Source organism: Methylocystis sp. ATCC 49242, from assembly GCF_000188155.2.
Lineage (GTDB): Bacteria > Pseudomonadota > Alphaproteobacteria > Rhizobiales > Beijerinckiaceae > Methylocystis.
On sequence record NZ_KE124774.1, the window covers coordinates 766,715 to 786,413 of the forward strand.

General features: G+C 63.2%; 16 protein-coding genes and 1 riboswitch. Of the genes, 11 read left to right on the forward strand and 5 right to left on the reverse strand.

The genetic code is table 11. The features are described 5' to 3' along the window. Positions 1 to 40: 40 nt before the first annotated feature. The 4 genes from MET49242_RS05555 to MET49242_RS05570 form a co-directional block, all read right to left on the reverse strand. On the reverse strand, positions 41 to 1,381 hold the full coding sequence (locus MET49242_RS05555; RefSeq protein WP_036281252.1) for an OmpP1/FadL family transporter: 1,341 nt from the start codon (positions 1,379 to 1,381) through the stop codon (positions 41 to 43). Between the two features lie 191 nt (positions 1,382 to 1,572). Further along, positions 1,573 to 1,800: a sulfurtransferase TusA family protein gene (locus tag MET49242_RS05560; RefSeq protein WP_036281254.1), complete on the reverse strand. Its 228-nt coding sequence runs from the start codon at positions 1,798 to 1,800 to the stop codon at positions 1,573 to 1,575. 11 nt (positions 1,801 to 1,811) lie between these two features. Beyond that, a complete protein-coding gene (locus tag MET49242_RS05565; protein WP_036287072.1) occupies positions 1,812 to 2,315 on the reverse strand; it encodes a DsrE/DsrF/DrsH-like family protein in 504 nt (167 codons plus the stop codon). Positions 2,316 to 2,338: 23 nt separating this feature from the next. Beyond that, positions 2,339 to 4,825 (reverse strand): cation-translocating P-type ATPase, encoded by a 2,487-nt coding sequence (locus MET49242_RS05570; protein ID WP_036281256.1) that lies wholly within the window; start codon positions 4,823 to 4,825, stop codon positions 2,339 to 2,341. Positions 4,826 to 5,058: 233 nt separating this feature from the next. After that, positions 5,059 to 5,152: riboswitch (TPP riboswitch) on the forward strand. Positions 5,153 to 5,238: 86 nt separating this feature from the next. Here MET49242_RS05570 and thiC point away from each other — a divergent pair. Both thiC and MET49242_RS05580 read left to right on the forward strand, forming a co-directional pair. Beyond that, on the forward strand, positions 5,239 to 7,065 hold the full coding sequence (gene thiC / locus MET49242_RS05575; protein ID WP_036287074.1) for a phosphomethylpyrimidine synthase ThiC: 1,827 nt from the start codon (positions 5,239 to 5,241) through the stop codon (positions 7,063 to 7,065). 269 nt (positions 7,066 to 7,334) lie between these two features. Continuing rightward, entirely contained in the window at positions 7,335 to 7,562 is a 228-nt protein-coding gene (locus tag MET49242_RS05580; RefSeq protein WP_144259479.1) for a hypothetical protein, read from the forward strand. Between the two features lie 89 nt (positions 7,563 to 7,651). Here MET49242_RS05580 and MET49242_RS05585 read toward each other — a convergent pair whose 3' ends face one another. Beyond that, positions 7,652 to 8,314, reverse strand: coding sequence for a carbonic anhydrase (locus MET49242_RS05585; RefSeq protein WP_051134035.1), 663 nt, complete (start codon positions 8,312 to 8,314; stop codon positions 7,652 to 7,654). A 573-nt stretch (positions 8,315 to 8,887) separates the two neighbouring features. Here MET49242_RS05585 and MET49242_RS05590 point away from each other — a divergent pair. From MET49242_RS05590 to cysG, 9 genes are all read left to right on the forward strand, one after another. Next, positions 8,888 to 10,573, forward strand: a complete 1,686-nt coding sequence (locus MET49242_RS05590) for a SulP family inorganic anion transporter (protein WP_051134036.1) — start codon at positions 8,888 to 8,890, stop codon at positions 10,571 to 10,573. Between the two features lie 66 nt (positions 10,574 to 10,639). Beyond that, the gene (mog, locus tag MET49242_RS05595; RefSeq protein WP_036281260.1) at positions 10,640 to 11,185 is read left to right on the forward strand and encodes a molybdopterin adenylyltransferase; all 546 of its coding nucleotides are present in this window, start codon (positions 10,640 to 10,642) and stop codon (positions 11,183 to 11,185) included. Between the two features lie 143 nt (positions 11,186 to 11,328). Continuing rightward, a complete protein-coding gene (gene dapB / locus MET49242_RS05600; RefSeq protein ID WP_036281262.1) occupies positions 11,329 to 12,144 on the forward strand; it encodes a 4-hydroxy-tetrahydrodipicolinate reductase in 816 nt (271 codons plus the stop codon). Positions 12,145 to 12,160: 16 nt separating this feature from the next. After that, positions 12,161 to 12,787: a 2,3-bisphosphoglycerate-dependent phosphoglycerate mutase gene (locus MET49242_RS05605; RefSeq protein ID WP_036281264.1), complete on the forward strand. Its 627-nt coding sequence runs from the start codon at positions 12,161 to 12,163 to the stop codon at positions 12,785 to 12,787. Positions 12,788 to 12,956: 169 nt separating this feature from the next. Further along, entirely contained in the window at positions 12,957 to 13,994 is a 1,038-nt protein-coding gene (locus tag MET49242_RS05610) for a hypothetical protein (RefSeq protein ID WP_036281266.1), read from the forward strand. 84 nt (positions 13,995 to 14,078) lie between these two features. After that, a complete protein-coding gene (locus tag MET49242_RS05615) occupies positions 14,079 to 14,702 on the forward strand; it encodes an alpha-ketoglutarate-dependent dioxygenase AlkB (protein ID WP_036287084.1) in 624 nt (207 codons plus the stop codon). A 219-nt stretch (positions 14,703 to 14,921) separates the two neighbouring features. After that, complete coding sequence (locus MET49242_RS05620; RefSeq protein ID WP_036281268.1) at positions 14,922 to 15,320, forward strand: cytochrome c-554; 399 nt, start codon at positions 14,922 to 14,924, stop codon at positions 15,318 to 15,320. Positions 15,321 to 15,616: 296 nt separating this feature from the next. Continuing rightward, entirely contained in the window at positions 15,617 to 18,064 is a 2,448-nt protein-coding gene (locus MET49242_RS05625) for a TonB-dependent siderophore receptor (protein WP_084678908.1), read from the forward strand. A gap of 186 nt (positions 18,065 to 18,250) precedes the next feature. Then, entirely contained in the window at positions 18,251 to 19,660 is a 1,410-nt protein-coding gene (cysG, locus tag MET49242_RS05630) for a siroheme synthase CysG (protein WP_036281271.1), read from the forward strand. The last annotated feature ends 39 nt before the right edge of the window (positions 19,661 to 19,699 follow it).

Sequence of the window (19,699 nt, forward strand, 5' to 3'; positions counted from 1 at the left end):
GTCAGACGTCCACATCGGTCGTCGGGGAGCTGTCACAACGCTAGAAATGGGTGGGGATCAGCGAATGATCACCCGCATCCCATTTATAATTATAGCCTAATGTGAACTCCATACCCTGCACCCAGGGTGAAATTGTCGCACGTGGGTTCGGCGCGCCGAAGGGCAGGCCCGGCTGCGCCGGAATCCACTCGATGCCGGTGAAGGAGTTCTTGAAGGCGTAGACGAAGGCGAAATCCACGGATGAATTCGGCGTGACGACATAGTTCGCGCCGACGCTCGCATGATGGCGATTAATGATCGGCGACAGGGCGTTGACCGTCACGGAGCGCCAGCGCAGCGGATTGGTGCTGTAGTGATAGCCGGTGCGCAACGTCAGCGCCGGAGAATAGCGCCACTCGACGCCGATGGCGCCGGAGTCGACGTCCGTCCAGTCGAAGCCCGGACCCGAGCCCGTGCCGAGCGAACGATAGAGCGTGGGATTCGTCGGGTTCCCGAGCGCCGGCACGGCCGAGTAGAAAATATGTCGCCAGTCCATCATGACCGTGAGGTTCGGCAGGACGTCATAGGCAAGGCCCGCCTGCATGTTGGCGGGAATGTCGAAGCGACCGGCGTCCGCGAAGAGGCCGGCGTATTTGTCGAAGCGCGACATCCACATCGGCGTCGAGCCAGAGAAGCCGAAGCGGAATTTGTCGGTGATGCTCCACAGAAGACCCGCATGCACGCCGCCGCCCCATGACCAGTCGAAGGCCATGTCCGACATTTCCCAGGGGTTGGAGGAAAGGGGCGACAACATTTTGAGGCCCTGCACATTGATCATCTGCACGGCGATGGTCGGCGCGAAGCCGATGGAGATCGCGCCGAGGGGCGTGGCGAAGCGTCGAGCGTAGCCGACGCTCATGAAGCCCTGATGCAGATCGACGCCCGCGAAGCCGCCGCCGAGCGGACCGCCGAAGGGCGCACGGTAATGACCCCAGTCATAGGCGGTGTTGATGCCGCCATTGGCGTAGCTGACGATGCTCCATGCGGAATTGGCGTCGATCGGCTGGACGTAGCCGCTGTTCGGCACCGGGAACCAGGGGCGGCCGCTCTGCACTTCGCCGGGCGCGAGCACGCGCGGCGTTCCGGTCGTCTTGTAGCCGCGATCGGCGACGATGCCGGTCAGGCCGAGCTGGAACTGGCGCTCCAGACCGACGATGCTCGCTGGGTTGGTCGACAGCGCCATGGCGTCACGCTGATCGGCGGCGCCGGCGCCGCCCAGCGCTTTTGCGCGTGGTCCATAGCCGATCAGGAAATAACCGTCGGCCGCATGGGCCGCCGAGACGGCTCCGAGGACGATCGCGGACACGGCGAATGCGAATCGGCGCGAATAAGATTTGGTCATCTGGAGCGGCCTGGTCTGGTCTCGAAAATCGCGTCGCAGCGCTGAAACGCTTTTGCGATATTCGAAAAATTAACAGACTTGCCTTGTCGCAGGCAGGCTAAGGCAGCGCTCAAGTTAAAAATTCGGGTGGACGTTACGTTATTGCAACAGTCGTTATGTGGGCGACTGAGGCAATCATCGGCTTTTACACGCTACGCCGTACGTCGGATAACATACCGGTAATGCTCGGCTTCCCGCTCCGATGTCACGAGTTCGTTACCGGTCTGGCGGGCGAAGGCGGCGAAATCCGCGACCGAGCCGGGGTCCGTCGTCAGGACTTCGAGCGCGCCGCCGACAGGCACTTCGGCCAGCGCCTTCTTGGCGCGAAGGATCGGGAGCGGGCAGTTCAGCCCGCGCGCGTCGACAGTTTTATCAGCCATGATTCGTCCGTTCAGATGAAAAGGTTCACGTCGGCCTTGACAGCCTGTTCGAGATAGGTCGCGGCTCCGCCGAAGGAGACGCCGTCGATCATGTCCTCCTTTTTGAACTCGAAGAGGTCCATGGTCATCTGGCAGGCGACGAGCTTCACGCCGCTTTCGAGCGCGACGTCGCGCAGTTCCTCAATACTCGCCACGCCCTTCTTCTCGATCATGTTCTTCATCATCGCCGTCGCGCCCGCGGTGACGCCGGGCAGGGCGGCGACGAGATTGGGCATGCCGAGATGCATGCCGGCCATCGGCATTTTCATCGCCGGATTTCCGAGCGGAGAAACCTCGAGGTCGAGCTTCTTCTTCAAGAGCCCGAGGCCATAGAAGGTGAAGAACAGCGTCGCGTCGATGTCCATCGCAGCGGCGGTCGTCGCCAGAATGAAAGGCGGATAGGCCCAGTCGAGCGTGCCTTTCGACACGATGATCGCCATGGACTTGCGGTTATCAACGCCGGAAGCGTCGGTCATGAAGGCTCCTACGATGCGCGCGCTCAGAAGTCGATAAGGCGGCGCCACATCCCATACCAGCCGCCCGCGCTCAGGGCGAGCAGCGTTGCAAACGCCAGTCTGATGCCGTCTGGCGGCTCAAAGCGCAAGAGCCCCGCCAGCGGCGGAAAGAAAAGCCCCGCTGCTAGGATGGACAGAGCGGCCGCCGCGACCACCCAGAAAATAATGTTCTCGCGGGCGAAGGGCGATACGCCCTTTGGCAAGGCGTTCGAAAGCGCAAGCGTGAGATTGCCGACAATGAGCGTGGCAAAGGCGAGGCCGCGCGCCTCGGGCTCGGGCACGCCGAAGCCATTGTCGATGACGTAGACGCTCATCACGGCCAGGAACACGATGAAGCCCTGTACAGCGCCTAGAGTCAGGTCGCGCGTTCCGAAGAGGGGCTCGTTGCGCGGGCGCGGAGGCCTCAGCATGGCGTCGGTTTCGCCGGGCTCGGCCTCGAAGACGAGCGAGCAGGTGGGATCGATGATCAGTTCCATCAGCACCACATGCGGCGGCAGCAGGAGCGGCGGCAGTCCCATCAGGATTGGCGCCAGCGCGAGACCGGCTATCGGCACATGGATTGCGGTGACGTAGGTGAGCGCCTTGCGCAGATTGGTGAATATGCGGCGTCCGAGCTGAACGCCCGCGACGATGGAAGCGAATCTGTCGTCGAGCAGCACAATATGCGCCGCCTCGCGCGCGACGTCCGAGCCGCGCTGGCCCATGGCGATGCCGATATGCGCGGCGGCGAGCGCCGGACCGTCGTTTACGCCGTCGCCTGTCATCGCGACGATATGGCCGTCATCCTTGAACGCCTCGACCAGCGCGAGCTTGCTCGTCGGCGTCACGCGCGCGAAGACGCGAATGTCGCGGATCTTGTCGGGCAGTTGCTCGGGCGGTGTGTCGGCGATGTCGACGCCGGTGAGAAAGCCGGCTTGCGCGTCGATTCCTGCCTCACGGGCGATGGCGAGAGCGGTCGCGGGATAGTCGCCGGTGATCATCGCCACGGTCACGCCTGCGCGCCGCGCCGCGGCGACGGCGTGAGGAACATCGTCGCGAACGGGGTCTTCGAAGGCCAGAAGGCCGAGAACGGCGAAGCTTGCCTCTTCGAGGCGGTCCTCGGGCGCGGGTTGCGTTTGCGCGACCGCGAGGACCCGCAGGCCGCGTCTCGCCATCTCCTCGACGACGGTCTTGTAACGGGCGCGCTCGTCGTCCGTTGAATGAGCCAGACGGAGTATTGCCTCCGGCGCCCCCTTCGCGGCCTTCGTCACACCATCCTCGACCCGCCAGGATTGAATGAAGGCCAGAAGCTCCGGCCTGATCGGGAAGCTCTCGATCGGCGTTCCTGCGGTTGTTACGCCGAGTTTCGCCGCGAGCGCATGGACCGCGCGATCCATCGGATCGACCGGGTTCTGCGAGCACGCGCGCAGCGCCGCGCGCAACAAGCGATGTTCGTCCGCGGACGGAGCTTCCGGAACGGGATTTATTCCGTGGCCCGTGGAAAGGGCCGTGATGGTCATGCGGTTTTGCGTGAGCGTGCCGGTCTTGTCGACGCAGAGGATCGAAGTCGATCCCAGCGTCTCCGTCACCGAGGAACGACGGACGAGCACGTTGCGGCCCGCGAGGCGAAAGGCGCCGAGCGCGAGGAATATCGCGAGCACCATCGGAAACTCTTCGGGAAGCAGACCAATCGCCAGCGTGATCCCGGCAATGGCGCCCTCGAACCAGTCGCCATGCACGAGCCCGTAGGCGACGATGACGACCCCACAGAAAATCAGGGCGAACACGCCGAGTTTCGCAACCAGTTCGCCGGTGCGGCGTTGCAGGGGGCTCGGCTCTCCCTGTATCGCCGCGAGCGAGGCGCCGAGTCCGCCAACCGCCGTGCGCGCCCCCGTGCGCGCGACTTCCGCGACGCCGGAGCCGCGAACGATCATCGAGCCGGCATAGAGAAAGGGCGTGTAATCGCCGCCGGGATCGGGAAACGCCAGCTCCGCGCCGTCGCCAGCGAGCGTCTTGGTCACGGGCGCCGACTCGCCCGTGAGGATCGACTCGTCGATGACGAGGGCGTCTCCCGAAAGCAGGACGCCGTCGGCCGGAAGCCGCTCGCCCTCGCCGACGAGAATGACGTCTCCCGGCACGAGGTCGCGCGCCGGGATCCGCCGTTGCTCGCCGTCGCGCAGACAATGCGCCATTGGCTCGGCGAGCCGCTGCAAAGCCTTCAGCGCGCGCTCGCTGCGCAACTCCTGCACGACGACCAGCGAAATCGACGCAGCCGCGCCGGCCACCATGAACAGGCCCTCGCCAAGGTCTCCGACGAAGAGATAAAGCGCCGCCGCCGCCATGAGCAGCGCGAACATCGGCTCTTTCAGCGTGCGAAGCGCGATGGCGAAGAAACCGAGCGGCGGCGCCTCGGGCGGGGCGTTGGGTCCGAACTGCGCAAGGCGGCGAGCGGCTTCCCCGGAGGTGAGACCCTGGAAGTTTCGCGGCGTCATGCGGTATCCGGATTGGAGTGGATCATCCTAAATGTAAAGCAGCTTACCCCATCAGGGGAAAGCCCCGGGATTTCATTCCGGACATTCAACATTTGCCGCCCTTTTTCAGGCGCTGGACCTGCGCGCCCTCGTCGGGATCTCTTGCGACATCGAGCGCTTCCGCGCGTCGATGTTGTGAACTGCCCGACTTGGGCGGCGATCTTGCGAGGAAAGGGCTAACACGCTACCTTCCTTCCAATGGCGAGGGGCGCCGCGTTCGCGGCTGAGAAGCACCCGTCGAACCTGATCCGGGTCATGCCGGCGGAGGGAATGCCAGGTTCAGGGCCGCTTCGGTCCTCTAGCCCGTATTCCGCGCTTCGTGCCCCGGCCCACACGTCCGCTCCCCTTTAAGGAGCGCGATGAAGGAGCGCGACATGAACATCCACGACAAACGCACGCCCGCGAGCGTCACCACCGGCCCGATCGGCAAGTCGCGCAAGATCTATTCCTCGCCCCCGGGTCGCGACGACATTCGCGTTCCCTGTCGCGAAATCACGCTGGACCCGTCCGCGGGCGAGCCGCCGCTGCGCGTATATGACCCGTCGGGGCCATATACATGCGAGGCCTTTACGCCTGACCTCTTGGCGGGCCTTCCTTCGGCGCGCCCGTGGCTCGCAACGCGCACGGGGCTCGAGACCTATCAGGGCCGCGCGATCAAGCCAGAGGACAATGGCTTCGCCGAGGGCGACCGTCTCGTGCCGCCGTGCCCGGCCGAGCGCAAGCTCTATCGCGCCGCCGGATCGGCGCCCGTCACGCAACTCGAATTTGCCCGCGCCGGCGTCGTCACGGAAGAAATGATCTATGTCGCGCATCGCGAGAACCTCTGCCGCGAGCGCGCCTTCGACGCCGCAAAAGAGCGCATCGCCGACGGCGAGAGCTTCGGCGCGGCGATACCCGAATTCGTGACGCCCGAATTCGTGCGCGACGAGATCGCGCGCGGCCGCGCGATCATTCCGGCGAACATCAATCACCCGGAGCTGGAGCCGGTCATCATCGGCCGCAACTTCCTCGTGAAGGTGAACGCCAACATCGGCAATTCAGCCGTGACCTCATCCGTGGCGGAAGAAGTCGAGAAGATGGTCTGGGCGATCCGCTGGGGCGCCGACACGGTCATGGACCTCTCGACCGGCCGCAACATTCACAACATCCGCGACTGGATCATCCGAAACGCCTCCGTGCCAATCGGCACTGTTCCGATCTATCAGGCGCTCGAGAAGGTCGGCGGCGACGCGCTCAAGCTCGACTGGGAAGTGTTCAAGGACACGCTCGTCGAGCAGGCGGAGCAGGGGGTGGATTACTTCACCATCCACGCTGGCGTGCGTCTCGCTTACGTGCCGCTCACCGCCAATCGCGTCACGGGCATCGTGTCGCGCGGCGGCTCGATCATGGCGCGCTGGTGTCTCTCCAAGCACAAGGAGAGCTTCCTCTACGAGCGCTTCGACGAGATCTGCGACATCATGCGAAAGTATGACGTCTCCTTCTCGCTCGGCGACGGACTGCGTCCCGGCTCCAACGCCGACGCCAACGACGCCGCGCAATTTGCGGAATTGGAGACGCTGGGCGAATTGACGAAGATCGCCTGGGACAAGGGCTGTCAGGTCATGATCGAGGGCCCCGGCCATGTGCCGATGCACAAGATCAAGGCGAATATGGACAAGCAGCTCGCGGCCTGCGGCGAGGCGCCTTTCTACACGCTCGGCCCGCTCGTCACCGACATTGCGCCGGGCTACGACCACATTACGTCAGGCATTGGCGCGGCGATGATCGGCTGGTTCGGCACGGCGATGCTCTGCTACGTCACGCCGAAGGAGCACCTCGGCCTGCCTGACCGCGACGACGTTAAGACGGGCGTCATCACCTATCGCATCGCCGCCCACGCCGCCGATCTCGCCAAGGGTCACCCGGCCGCGCGCGAGCGCGACGACGCGATGAGCCGCGCGCGCTTCGATTTCCGCTGGAACGATCAGTTCGACATCGGCCTCGATCCCGACACGGCGCGGGAATATCACGACGAGACCATGCCCAAAGAGGCGCACAAGGTCGCGCATTTCTGCTCGATGTGCGGGCCGAAGTTCTGCTCCATGCAGATCACGCGCGACCTGCGGGAGGAGGCCGCCGCCATCGCTGAACGTGAGAAGGGGATGGCCGAAAAGAGCGCGGAGTTTCTCGAGAAGGGCGCGAAGATTTACGTGGAGGGCTGAACTCTCCAAAGCGAGCCTCGGAAGGCCTCCAGCCGGTCGCGGAAATGCGACCGGCTTTTTTCGTCCGACAGGGGCCAGGCGCCGAAGCCGACGTTTCCGGCAGCTCCAGCGTCGCTTTGTTCGAGTCACTTTGGCGAGGAACGGCCCCCTTTTGACCACAAACAGTCTATTCGGACCCCATCCACAGGACCACCTTACTCTCCGTAGTTTTCGTCGCTCCGCCCTTTGAAATCCGCCCGTGGAGCGCGCGTCCCGAAGGAGGATCCAATATGTCCAGCAGCGACTCGAACATGGACAAGCCCGGCATGCCGAAGGACAAATACACCGGCATGCGTTCCTTTGATTTCGCCATGACGCCGAACGTCTATATCTGCGGCGCGGCGGGAGCGGTCCTCGGTCTTATCCTCGCCATGTGGGGCACGAACGACGTCGGCATCGTCACCGCGACCGTCATCGTCTTCGCCATTCTTTCCGGCATCTTCGGAATGTTCGTCTGAGCTTCGGACCTCTCACCCGAGGTTCAGTCACGCGCCCGGCTTCGGCCGGGCGTTTCTGTTCAGCGGATGCGCCTCGACGCCGTTCCGCGTCAGCCCACCGGGACGGGCGTCTTGCGCACACGCTTCTGCTTGAAGATTACGTCGATGTCGCTACCCGGCGGCAATGTGATGAGCGGCTGAAGTATGCCGTCGCTGATGCTGTAGACCCAACCGTGGATCGTCGGGCTTCTGTCCTTTTCCCAAGCGTCCTGCACGATCGACAGATGCGACAGGTTGTAGACCTGATGGATAACATTCAGCTCCACGAGACGCTCAAGTTGCTCCTTCTTGGTCGGCAGCGCGTCGATTTCTTCACGGTGTAGCTTGTACAGATCCTTGATGTGCATCAGCCATTTGTTGGCGAGCAAAAGTTCCGGGTCCTGAGGCGACATCGCGGCTTTGACGCCCCCGCAATTGTAATGGCCGCACACGATCACGTCCCGCACTTTCAGCACCTGGACCGCATATTGAATCACGCTCAGACAATTGAAGTCCGTTGCGATGATCTGATTGGCGATGTTGCGCTGGACGAAGATTTCACCGGGCCTGAGGTTCATGATCGTGACCGCGGACACGCGGCTGTCCGAACAGCCGATCCAGAGAAACTCGGGGCTCTGGTTCTGCGCCATTTCCTTGAAGTAGTTCGGGTCTCGCTGCTTTGTTTCCGCCGCCCAAACCTTGTTCTCGAGTAGAAGTCTTTCTATCGATTGCATCGCTGTCCGCCGCTTGTTTCATTCCTCGCAGCAATTCGCCGGAAAGACCCGGATTTCGCTATCGGACGACTAAAGCCGCCAGAAACAAAAGAGCAAAGCTCCAGAAATATTTTTTGTCATGGGACCAAGACTCACGAATATCTCGCGCCTCCCAATGGCGCCACTCTATCCCCGCGGCGGGGCGAAATCCCCGCTCTCGGCGAGTTCACATTGGCTTTAGCGATATTTGTTAGTGTGGAGCTATGAAATTACGATATTGATGCTTAATTGGAGACACATTCGGGAAAGAATCCGGAAACATCCCGGAAGGGCTCCGAATACGCGCCGCGGGGCGGGCTATCGCGTCAACGGGCGAGATCGAATTCTCGCGGAAGCCCCGCTTCGGATGAACGCGTTCCGGAAACTCGATGACGAGCAACCGTTCCGGTCGAGCACGGAAGAACGTTGCGTCCCTTTGCTACGCAGCGAAAACCCGCCCGGCGCGCGCGCTCGAGATCAGGGAGATCAGAATTGTCCGTTCCAACTATCGCAAGAACACGGCAGTCCGAACGCAGCGGTCTCGCGGAACTTTACATGCCGAAGCTGTTGACGGTGCTGAGGGAGGGCTATGGCCTCGCGCAGCTGCGGGCAGACGCGATCGCGGGTCTGACGGTCGCCATTGTCGCGCTGCCGTTGTCGATGGCGATCGCGATCGCTTCCGGCGCGAGCCCCGCGCAAGGGCTTTTCACGGCGATCGTGGGCGGTTTTCTCGTTTCCGCGCTCGGCGGATCGCGTTTTCAGATCGGCGGGCCCGCCGGCGCCTTTATCGTTCTGGTGGCGACGACCGTCGCTACGCATGGAATGGACGGCCTGATCCTCGCGACATTCCTCTCCGGCGTGATCATGGCCGCAATCGGGTTCCTGCGGCTAGGAACCTTCATCAAATTCATCCCGTTTCCGGTCACGGTCGGCTTCACCGCCGGCATCGCTGTCATCATTTTCGCCAGCCAGATCAGGGAACTCCTTGGGCTAACGCTTCCTGCGGGCGGAGAGCCCGGGGAACTCCTCGAAAAACTGCCCGTGCTGTGGTCGGCGCTTCCGACGCTCACGCCTGCCGCAATGGGACTTTCGTTTGCGACGGTCGCGGTCATCGTCGGCCTCAAGCAGGTGCGCCCCCATTGGCCGGGAATGCTCATCGCCGTCGTTGCGACTGCGGCGGTCACGGCGGCCCTCGGGCTTCCGGTGACGACGATCGGCTCGAAATTCGGCGGCATCCCCAATGTTCTGCCCGCGCCGAGCCTGCCTGATTTCTCCATCGAAAAAATTCGGGCGGTTTTTCCGGCGGCGGTTTCCTTCGCGCTGCTGGGCTCCATCGAGTCGCTTCTCTCGGCGGTCGTTGCGGACGGCATGACCGGCCGGCGTCATCGGTCGAATTGTGAACTGGTCGCGGAGGGCGCGGCGAACATCGGCGCCGCGCTTTTCGGGGGATTCTGCGTGACCGGCACGATCGCGAGAACGGCGACCAATGTTCGCGCCGGCGCGCATGGTCCAGTCGCGGGCATACTGCATGCGGTTTTCCTGCTCCTTTTCATGCTGCTTGCCGCGCCACTCGCCTCTTTCATTCCTCTGGCGGCGCTCGCGGGAGTGCTCGCAATCGTCGCGTGGAACATGATCGAGCGGCCCGCCATTGCGGTCCTGCTGAGATCGGGCTGGGGTGACGCCGCCGTTCTGGCCGCGACCTTCTTCCTCACCATCTTCCGCGACCTGACGGAGGCCATCACCGTCGGCTTCGCTCTGGGTTCTGTTCTGTTCATTCACAGAATGTCGCAGGCGACCGAGGTCGAAACCCATATGCCCTACGTCGGCGAGGACGCGCCGGACGACGAGGCGGGTTACGACGAGGCCCGCTCGGCGGATCCCGAAGTCGTCATCTACCGGATCACCGGCGCGTTCTTCTTCGGCGCGGCGGCGTCGATCGGCTCCGTGCTGGATCGAATCTCCGATACGCACCGGGGGCTGATAATCGATTTTTCGGCGGTGCCTTTCCTCGATTCGACCGGCGGCAATGTCATGGAAGGGCTTGCGCACAAGACGCATCACAGGGGTGTGGAGCTTTTCATATCGGGCGCCAATGCGGATATTCGGCGCGCGCTGCTCGCCCATGGCGTGCGTCCGCCGCAGGTGCATTTCGCCGCCACGATCGACGACGCCATGGCCCAATACAACGAAATCTGGCCGAGCCATGCCGCAAGGGCAGGGACTGTAGCGGAGCCGGCGTAGAGCGCCGGCGCCGCACGGGCTGACAAATCCGCCGCGAGGCGCCAAACAGGCGGCGGGAGAAATCACATGACCGACACGAAACGCGACGCCGTCATCGGCGTCGTCACCGCCTCCGACCGGGCCAGCGCCGGCGTCTACAAGGACGAGAGCGGCCCGGCGATCGAGGCCTATCTTTCCTCCGTGCTCACGACGCCGTTCCGCATCGAGCGGCGCGTTATTCCCGATGGTTTCGAGAGCGTGCGCGACACGCTGATCGACCTGGCCGACAATGTCGGCTGCGATCTCGTCGTCACCACCGGCGGCACGGGGCCGAGCCCGCGCGACCTGACGCCCGAGGCCACGCTCGCCGCCTGTCCGCGCGAACTGCCAGGTTTCGGGGAACTCATGCGCAGCGTCTCGCTGGCCCAGACGCCGACCGCGATCCTGTCGCGCCAGCTGGCGGCGCACAGAGGCAAATGCCTCGTCATCAATCTGCCGGGCAAGCCGGCGGCGATAGAGCTTTGCCTTGACGCCGTCATGCCGGCGGTGCCCTATTGCCTCGATCTCATCGGCGCCGCCTATATCGAGACCGATCCGGCGCGCGTGAAAGCCTTCCGCCCCAAGCCGAAATAACTACCCGTTCGGGTGGGTTTCCATCGCCCAAGGCGACAATCCGCCCGCTTCTCATCCTGCCCCGCCGCCTGTATAGGGAGAGCGCGTTTGAGGGGACGAGTCGTCGCAAACGCGTCTCGAATTGCGGGCGGGGGCTTCCAAAGATGAACGATTTGCGTCTGGTCGTTGTGGGCGCCGCGGGCCGTATGGGCCGTATGCTAACGCAGGTCATCCCCGATACTCTGGGCGTCCGCCTCGTCGCGGCGCTCGAGGCCGAAGGCGCAGCGACAATCGGCGCCGACAGCGGCGCCGCCTTCGGCCAGGGGCCGAATGGCGTTCCGGTGACCAGCGATGTCGCCGCAGCTCTCGCCGGGGCCGACGCCGTCGTCGATTTTTCCTGTCCCGCCGCCACTGTCGCCATGGCGAAGGCCGCGGCCGGGGCGGGCGTCGCCCATGTCATCGGCACGACCGGACTGTCGGCGGAAGACCTCGACGCTATCGCCGCGGCGGCGCGGGAGACGGCGGTCGTGCGCTCCGGCAACATGAGCCTCGGCGTCAATCTGCTCGCTGTTCTCGTGGAGCGCGCGGCGCAGGCGCTCGGGCCGGCATGGGACGCGGAAATCGTCGAGATGCATCATCGGCTGAAGGTCGACGCTCCGTCGGGCACGGCGCTGCTGCTCGGCGAGGCTTTGGCGCGGGGCAGGGGGATCGACCTTTCCGAACACAGCGCGCGCGGCCGCGACGGCATGACGGGCGCGCGCAAGGGCGGCGACATCGGCTTCGCGAGCCTGCGCGGCGGAACGGTCATCGGCGATCATACAGTGTATTTCGCCGGGGCCGGCGAGCGCATCGAGCTGTCGCATCGGGCCGAGGACCGCGGCATCTTCGCCCGCGGCGCGCTGGCGGCCGCGCTCTGGACGCGCGGCAAGGCGCCGGGGCTCTACTCCATGGCCGACGTGCTGGGCCTTTCCGGCCACTGACCTTCACGAGACCCCAATGAGCATGCATCGCACACTCGTCCTCGTCCGGCATGGCCAGAGCGAATGGAACGCCAAGAACCTTTTCACGGGCTGGAAGAATCCCGACCTGACGCCGCTCGGGATAGAGGAAGCGCGTCGCGCGGGGCAGGAGCTCAAGAAGCTCGACCTGCTGTTCAGCATTGGCTTTACTTCGGCGTTGATCCGCGCGCAGCACACGCTGGAGCTGATCTTCGAGGAGCTGGGTCAGTCCGGCGTGCCGACCGTTAAGGACCGCGCGCTGAACGAACGTCATTACGGCGATCTTTCTGGCCTCAACAAGGACGAGGCGCGCGAGAAATGGGGCGAGGAGCAGGTGCATCTCTGGCGGCGCTCCTATGACGTGCCGCCGCCCGGCGGCGAAAGCCTGAAGGACACGGTGGCGCGCGTTCTGCCTTTCTATTGCCAGCGCATTCTGCCGCCGGTGATGCGCGGCGAGCGCGTGCTGGTCGCGGCGCATGGCAATTCATTGCGCGCGCTCGCGATGGTGCTCGACCAGCTGACGCCCGAGAGCGTGACGAAGCTGGAGCTCGCGACAGGCGTGCCGATCATATACCGGCTCAACGCCGACTCGACCGTGGCGTCGAAGACGGTGCTGGAGCATTGAAAATTCTGCAGCGACGCCTCGAGGAGGCGCCGTTGCAGCGTGTCATGATCGCAACACTGCCCGATATTCGTTTTATTGCGTTTCTTTGCAGGTTGCGCGGCCGCCGCGAATCCTAACAAATTGTATACAATGTTTCTCGTTTTCGATTTTATTGCAGAGGGCGTTTCACATGCGCGATTCAAAGTCGCATCCATTCAAGTTCATCGCTTGTATAGCCGCGATCAGCGTCATGGCGTCGGGTCTTGCCGGATGCATTGTTCCGGAGGCGGGCGCGCTGCTCGGTCACGAACGGAAAAAGCGAATACTTTATGACGTCATCCGCGGCGTTCAGTGCGAAATACGCAGGGCGGTAAGAGTTCAGCTCTTCGGCGACGGCCGGACGCGGGTCGGCGACCGGTTTGGAGAGAACGGCAAGAGAAAACTCCAATGGTTCGAGAAATGGAACTCCCTGATTACGCTCACATTGCGTATTGACGACAGTATAGAGTTCAATCCCGGCGTCTCGATCAAGACACCGAACATGGTAAATAATTATGTCGGGATAAACGACTTTTGGGACCCCGTGCGCGTTGTCAGTCAGGATTACAGCTTCGGATTCGGCGGCGGAATCAAATATGACACCAGCCGGGAAGACATCGTGACATTCGCCTATCCCTTCAGCCAGTTCGTCGACGAGGAAGACGAAGACCTCAATAAGCCCTGCTACACTATCGGCGGGATCACGATTGAAGCGGACCTGAAGATAGACGATTGGCTCGACGATGTTCTGGAGCCGATAAAGAAATGCGCGTTCCTTGGCCGAGCCGCGCGCGAGCAAGAAACTTCCCTGCCGTTTTCCACCGAAACGATAGCGGCCGACCCTCGCTGCCGTAATACGGAGTTTCCCACCGATCCGATAACGGCGATTACGCATGAAATCGACTTTATCCTTTCCTTCAACGCCAACGCGACGCCGACATGGAATCTCGTGCGCGTATCGACGACGAGTGGAAAGCTGTTCGCCGCCAGCAGAACGGACACCAGTCGCCTGCTGATCTCCTTTGGTCCTCCGAAGGACGGCGTCAGCGGGCTTGCCAAAGTCGGCGCGTCGAGGGCGGGGAAAATGGCGGCTTCCGGCCGGTTGGCGAGCACGATCTCGCCCGAGATGATGTATCTGCACAACGCGATCGTCACCGGCAACGCCGTGAGCGATTCCCTGAGGCGCTGACGGTTCCGCCGCGATCCTCTTCGAATCCGCGGCGCGAAGGCGTATGAAGCGGTCAATGATGACCCTCGTCAAAACTTGGCGCTGATGCCCGAAATCGCTCCCGGCGCGTTCCATTATCCCGGCTTTCTCGATGGCCGGGCGCAGGAGGCCCTTGCGCGGGAGATCGCGGAGGTCATCGCGCAGGCGCCGCTCTTCGTGTCGCTAATGCCGAAGAGCGGCCTGCCGATGTCGGTGCGCATGACCAATTGCGGGCCGCTCGGCTGGATGAGCGACAAGGACAAGGGCTATCGCTACGAGCCGCGCCATCCCGAGACGAGCGAGCCCTGGCCCCCGATGCCGCAAATGCTGCTCGATACTTGGGACGCGTTGACGGGCTATCCGAAGCCGCCCGAGGCCTGCCTCGTCAACGTCTATTCGGACGACGCGAAAATGGGTCTGCATCAGGACCGCGACGAAGCGGACTTCGACGCGCCGATACTCTCCCTGTCGCTCGGCGCCGATTGCCGCTTCCGGCTGAGCGGTCCGCGCCGGGCCGACAAGTCGATCGCCTTCGTGCTTGCCGCCGGCGACGCGCTCGTTCTCTCCGGCCCGTCACGCCGCTCTTTTCATGGCGTCGACCGCATCCTGCCGACTGTCCACGCCGAATTGCCGGCGCCGCTCGCAGGGGTGGGCGCGCGGGTCAACCTCACTTTGCGTCGTGTTACATGAGCGCCGACCGCGGATCGCGGTTCAGCTTCGGTTCACTGCGCACGGGATAATCTCCCAACCGTTCGAGAGTCGGGGTCTGGCGTATTGTCTCGGGGCGCACCTTCGTTGTAGTTTCGAAGTCGTCTAAAGAGCGCCACAGAGGCGCCAACTTTTGGCCAGGCGCGTTTCAAGAAAAGGGCGGACGCTGAAGTGGACGCCGAGATGAGGAAAGGAACAAGGATGAAGACGATTTCCCTGCTGACGTTCGCTGCGAGCGTCGCTTTCGCCGCTTCCGCCGGCCAGGCTTTCGCTGGCGGCGACGCCGCGGCGGGCGAGAAGGTCTTCGCCAAGTGCAAAGCCTGCCATCAGGTTGGCGAAGGCGCCAAGAACGCCGTCGCGCCGCAGCTCAACGGCATCGACGGCCGCAAGGCTGGCTCGGTTGAGGGCTACAACTATTCCGAGCCGATGAAGGCCTCCGGCATCGCGTGGGACGAGGCGTCCTTCAAGGAGTTCATCAAGAACCCGAAGGCCAAGGTCCCCGGCACGAAGATGATCTTCCAGGGTCTCGCTTCCGACGGCGACCAGGAGAACGTCTGGGCCTACATCGCCCAGTTCGGCGCCGACGGAAAGAAGAAGTAAGAATCAGGATCTTTCGCGATCCAGAGAAGCGGCCCTCCGGGGCCGTTTTTTTTTGGCGCGCCGCCAGCGCTGTATCGAATTTGCCACAGTCAAGAACAATTACTTTTGTAGGCAATGAAACAATTCCAACAAAGGCGTTTTGACTGCTTTGCGCCAATAGACGGCATCTTTTTACAAGACTTCCAACATCAGCTGGCGCGCGTTGACGGAAATCATATCCTAAGAATACTTGAGAAACAGACCGCAGCTTGAGTCCTGTCACGACTCTTGCGCCAGTTGTTCCTTTGGAGCCCGCCATGACGCCTGTTTCCTTGCCCGCGAAGCGTATTCGTCGCCCCTTGGTCAGCCTCTGCGCGCTCAGCGCCGCATTGGCGATTTATAACGACGCTGCGCGGGCCCAACAGGTTTTGCCCGGTATCGACGTCGGCGGACGCCGTCAGGTTTCAAGGTCGGGAACGCCGCGCGCGGCGGCGCCCAGAACTTCGGCTCCCGCAGTCGCCGCTTCCTCCGGGCCTGCGGTTCCCGGTCCCGCCTCGGGCCCGGCTCCCTTCGTGCCGCCAGGCCAGCATATCTGGCGCGGGCCGACCGGCGTCGTCGGCTATCTGGCGCGCGGCACCTCGACCGCGACCAAGACCGACACGCCGATCATGGACATTCCGCAGTCCATCACGATCATCACGCAGCAGCAGCTTCAGGACCGCAACAGCCTGACGCTGAATCAGGCGCTGACCTATGTGCCGGGCGTGACCGTTGCGCAGGGCGAGGGCCAGCGCGACCAGATCACCATTCGCGGACAACCGACCACCGCCGACTTCTACACGGACGGCGTGCGCGACGACGCGGAATATTATCGCGACCTCTACAACATGCAGGCCGTCGAGGTCCTCAAGGGTCCGAGCGCGCTGATCTTCGGCCGCGGCGGCGGCGGCGGCGTCGTCAACCGCGTGACGAAGAAGGCTGATGGCGAGACGCTGCGCAACGTGCAGGTGAGCACGGGCAGCTTCGGCCGCAAGCGCGTGACCGTGGATGTGGGTCAGGCCATTTCAGACACGCTGGCCTTCCGCATCAATGGGCTCTACGAGCAGTCATACAGCTACCGCAACTTCTTCGACATGCAGCGGTACGGAATCAATCCGACCTTCACCTGGAAGCCGCTCGACAAGACCTTCGTGACGCTCAGCTACGAGCATTACCACGACGACCGTTTCCTCGACCGCGGCATTCCTTCAGCGAATTTCAATCAGGCGCAGCCGATTCTGGATATCCAGAAACTCGGCTTCACCAACATCTTCCAGGGATATCCGGCTCCGACGAACAGCTGGACCTTCTTCGGCAATCCCGACGCCAATTACGCCAAGGTCGACGTTGATCGCGCTGCCCTCATGCTCGACCACACCACGGATTTCGGCGTCAACATCAAGAACCAGACAGTCTTCGCGAATTACGCGAAGTTCTATCAGAACACCTTCGCCAACTCTGCTGTCCAGTTCACGGGCGGCGGCTGCGGCGGAACGGTTCCGCCCTGCGTGAACATCTCGGGTTACAACAACGAAACGCCGCGGCAGAACATCTTCAATCAGACCGACATTACTTATAAATTCCAGATGACCCCGGAGATCCGGCACACATTCCTTGCGGGCATGGAGTTCGGCAACCAGAAGTCCGACTCGAACCGCAACAATGCGCGGTTCAACAACTTCTTCACTGGCTCCAGCTCGATCAACACTTTCTATGGCTTCCCGACGATCTGGAATCCGGTTGTCTTCAACAATCCCAAGTTCCGCCGTCACACGGATCTCGATCTCGCGGCCGGCTACGTGCAGGACCAGATCGCGGTCACGAAATATTTCGACGTGATCGCCGGCGTTCGCTACGACAGCTTCAATCTCAAATTCGTCAACAATCTTCCGAACGCCAAGCCGACCTTCGACAACTACTGGGGCCAGACGATTTACAGCAACAGCAATCGCTGGTCGCCGCGCTTTGGTCTGGTGTTCAAGCCCTTCGAGCAGCTCTCGCTTTACGGCAGCTACTCGCGCTCGTTCCTGCCCGCCTCCGGCGATCAGTTCACCACGATATCTGTCTCCTCGTCGACGTTGCAGCCGCAGGGCTTTGAAAATATCGAAGCGGGCTTCAAGGCCGAGATCACGCCGCGACTGCTGTTCACGGGCGCGATCTACCAGCTCAACCGCACCAACCAGCCGATCAACATCAACGCCTTCTACAATGTGCTCACCAACACGCAGACCAACGGCGGCGAACTGGCGCTCGTCGGCTATGTGACGGACCAGTGGGAGGTGTCGGTCGGCTACGGCAATCAGGGCGCCTATGTCACGAGTTCCGACAGAAATGCGGTCCTATCTCAAATCATCACCGGCAGCAGCAGCGCGCCGTTCTTTACCGAAAAGGGCAAGGTCGTTCCGTCGGTTCCCAAGAACACTTTCACCTTCTGGAACAAATACGACGTGTCCTCGATCTTCGGCCTCAATCCGGGCATGCTCGGACTTGGCGGCGGCATGATCTACAACGACAAGTTCTATGCGTCGCTGGACAACGCCGTGATCATCCCGGGCTACGCCCGCTTCGACGGCGCCGTCTATGTGAAGATCAACGAGAATATTTCCGGACAGGTGAATATCGAAAATATTCTCGGCGCGAACTACTACGCCTCGGCGCACAACAACAACAACATCATGCCCGGCGCGCCGCGGTCGGCCTTCGTGACGATCAACGCGAAGTTCTAGGAAGCGCGCATGATGCTGGTTGAACCCTCAACGGGTTCTCCAGCATCTCGCGCCACCAGGAGAGCGGCGCTGGCGTCTCGCTTCCCGTCTTGGGATGGACTATAGGAGCGGCGTCAGTCACATCCGTAAACGCGGAGCAGGCGAGGCGATCGGCCTCCCGCGCCGCGCGACGGCTACAAGAGCGCCATGACCCGCCGACCCGACGAAGTATCATCCGACCTCATGCAGCCCCTCGAGACGCTGCCGGTGTTCTATCCGCTTGCCGGCAAGCGGGTCATCGTCATCGGCGGCGGGGAGGGGGCCGCCTGGAAGGTCGATCTCGCCGCCGCCACCGGGGCGCAGGTCGACGTATTTGCGCTGGAGCCATGCGAAAAACTGCGTGAGATCGCCGCCGGACGGGACAATGTCGCATTGCATGCGCGACCGGCCGAAGCCGCCGATTTTACCGGCGTGGCTCTCGCTTTCGGCTCGACCTTCGACGACGCCGAGGCGGAGGCCGCCCGCGCCGCGGCGACTGCGGCTGGCGTGCCGCTGAATCTGGCCGACCGGCCGTCGATGAGCGATTTCATCATGGGCGCCATCGTCAACCGCTCGCCCCTCGTGATTGGGGTTTCGACCGGCGGCGCGTCGCCCGTATTCGCGCAGGCCGTTCGCGGGCGGATCGAGTCGCTCGTGCCGGCGACTTTCGCCGCCTGGGCGAAGGCGGCGCAGGCGTGGCGCCCGCAGGTGCTGGCCTCGGGCCTGGACTTTCTCGCGCGGCGGGACTTCTGGCGTCGCTTCACGCGCCTCGCTTTCCGCGACATCGAGCGGGCGCCGACCGACCACGACCGCGACGCCCTGCTGGCCGAGGCGCGCGCTGCCGGCGACGACGCCGCGCGGGGCCGCGTGACTCTCGTCGGTGCGGGGCCGGGCGATCCCGAACTGGTCACGCTCAAGGGCATGCGAGCGCTGGCGGGCGCAGACGTCGTCCTTTTCGACGATCTCGTGCCGGCGAGCATTCTCGATTTTGCCCGCCGCGAGGCGACGCGCATCAACGTGGGCAAGCGGGGCTATGCCCCATCGGTGCGACAGGAGGAGATCACTTCCCTCCTCGTCGAGCTGGCCCGCGCGGGCAAGAATGTCGTGCGACTGAAGGGCGGCGACCCGTTGATATTCGGCCGCGCCAATGAGGAAATCGCCGCGCTGCGCGAGGCGGGTTTCACCATCGAGATCGTGCCGGGCGTCACGGCCGCCTGCGCCGGGGCCGCAGCTCTTGGGGCGTCGCTGACGAGCCGCGAGACCGCCCGCCGCGTGCAGTTCATCACCGCTCATACAAAGGACGGCGAATTCCCCGAGGATTTCGACTGGGGCGCGCTCGCCGACAAGCGCGCCACGACGGCGGTCTATATGGGCAATCGCACATTGCCCACCCTCTCGCGAAGGCTTCTGCAGGAAGGCATGGCGCATGACACGCCGGCCTTTGTGATCGAGCGGGCCTCGACGCCCGACGAGCGGATCATCAAGGGCACGATCGCCGATCTTCCGGAGAAGGTTGCGGGAGAGTCGCTCGTCGGGCCGGTGATGGTGCTGATCGGTTGGGCTTTGGTGGAAAACTAATTCGGTTCTAGTGTGGCGCCTGGCTTTTATCAGGCGGAG

Bases quoted from the DNA above. Each gene is read 5' to 3' on its own strand.
- MET49242_RS05565 (WP_036287072.1), bottom strand. From the start codon at position 2,315: ATGACCGACGCTTCCGGCGTTGATAACCGCAAGTCCATGGCGATCATC.
- MET49242_RS05620 (WP_036281268.1), top strand. From the start codon at position 14,922: ATGAAGACGATTTCCCTGCTGACGTTCGCTGCGAGCGTCGCTTTCGCC.
- MET49242_RS05580 (WP_144259479.1), top strand. From the start codon at position 7,335: ATGTCCAGCAGCGACTCGAACATGGACAAGCCCGGCATGCCGAAGGAC.
- MET49242_RS05615 (WP_036287084.1), top strand. From the start codon at position 14,079: ATGCCCGAAATCGCTCCCGGCGCGTTCCATTATCCCGGCTTTCTCGAT.
- dapB (WP_036281262.1), top strand. From the start codon at position 11,329: ATGAACGATTTGCGTCTGGTCGTTGTGGGCGCCGCGGGCCGTATGGGC.
- mog (WP_036281260.1), top strand. From the start codon at position 10,640: ATGACCGACACGAAACGCGACGCCGTCATCGGCGTCGTCACCGCCTCC.
- thiC (WP_036287074.1), top strand. From the start codon at position 5,239: ATGAACATCCACGACAAACGCACGCCCGCGAGCGTCACCACCGGCCCG.
- MET49242_RS05605 (WP_036281264.1), top strand. From the start codon at position 12,161: ATGAGCATGCATCGCACACTCGTCCTCGTCCGGCATGGCCAGAGCGAA.
- cysG (WP_036281271.1), top strand. From the start codon at position 18,251: ATGACCCGCCGACCCGACGAAGTATCATCCGACCTCATGCAGCCCCTC.
- MET49242_RS05590 (WP_051134036.1), top strand. From the start codon at position 8,888: ATGCCGAAGCTGTTGACGGTGCTGAGGGAGGGCTATGGCCTCGCGCAG.
- MET49242_RS05585 (WP_051134035.1), bottom strand. From the start codon at position 8,314: ATGCAATCGATAGAAAGACTTCTACTCGAGAACAAGGTTTGGGCGGCG.
- MET49242_RS05570 (WP_036281256.1), bottom strand. From the start codon at position 4,825: ATGACGCCGCGAAACTTCCAGGGTCTCACCTCCGGGGAAGCCGCTCGC.
- MET49242_RS05610 (WP_036281266.1), top strand. From the start codon at position 12,957: ATGCGCGATTCAAAGTCGCATCCATTCAAGTTCATCGCTTGTATAGCC.
- MET49242_RS05560 (WP_036281254.1), bottom strand. From the start codon at position 1,800: ATGGCTGATAAAACTGTCGACGCGCGCGGGCTGAACTGCCCGCTCCCG.
- MET49242_RS05555 (WP_036281252.1), bottom strand. From the start codon at position 1,381: ATGACCAAATCTTATTCGCGCCGATTCGCATTCGCCGTGTCCGCGATC.
- MET49242_RS05625 (WP_084678908.1), top strand. From the start codon at position 15,617: ATGACGCCTGTTTCCTTGCCCGCGAAGCGTATTCGTCGCCCCTTGGTC.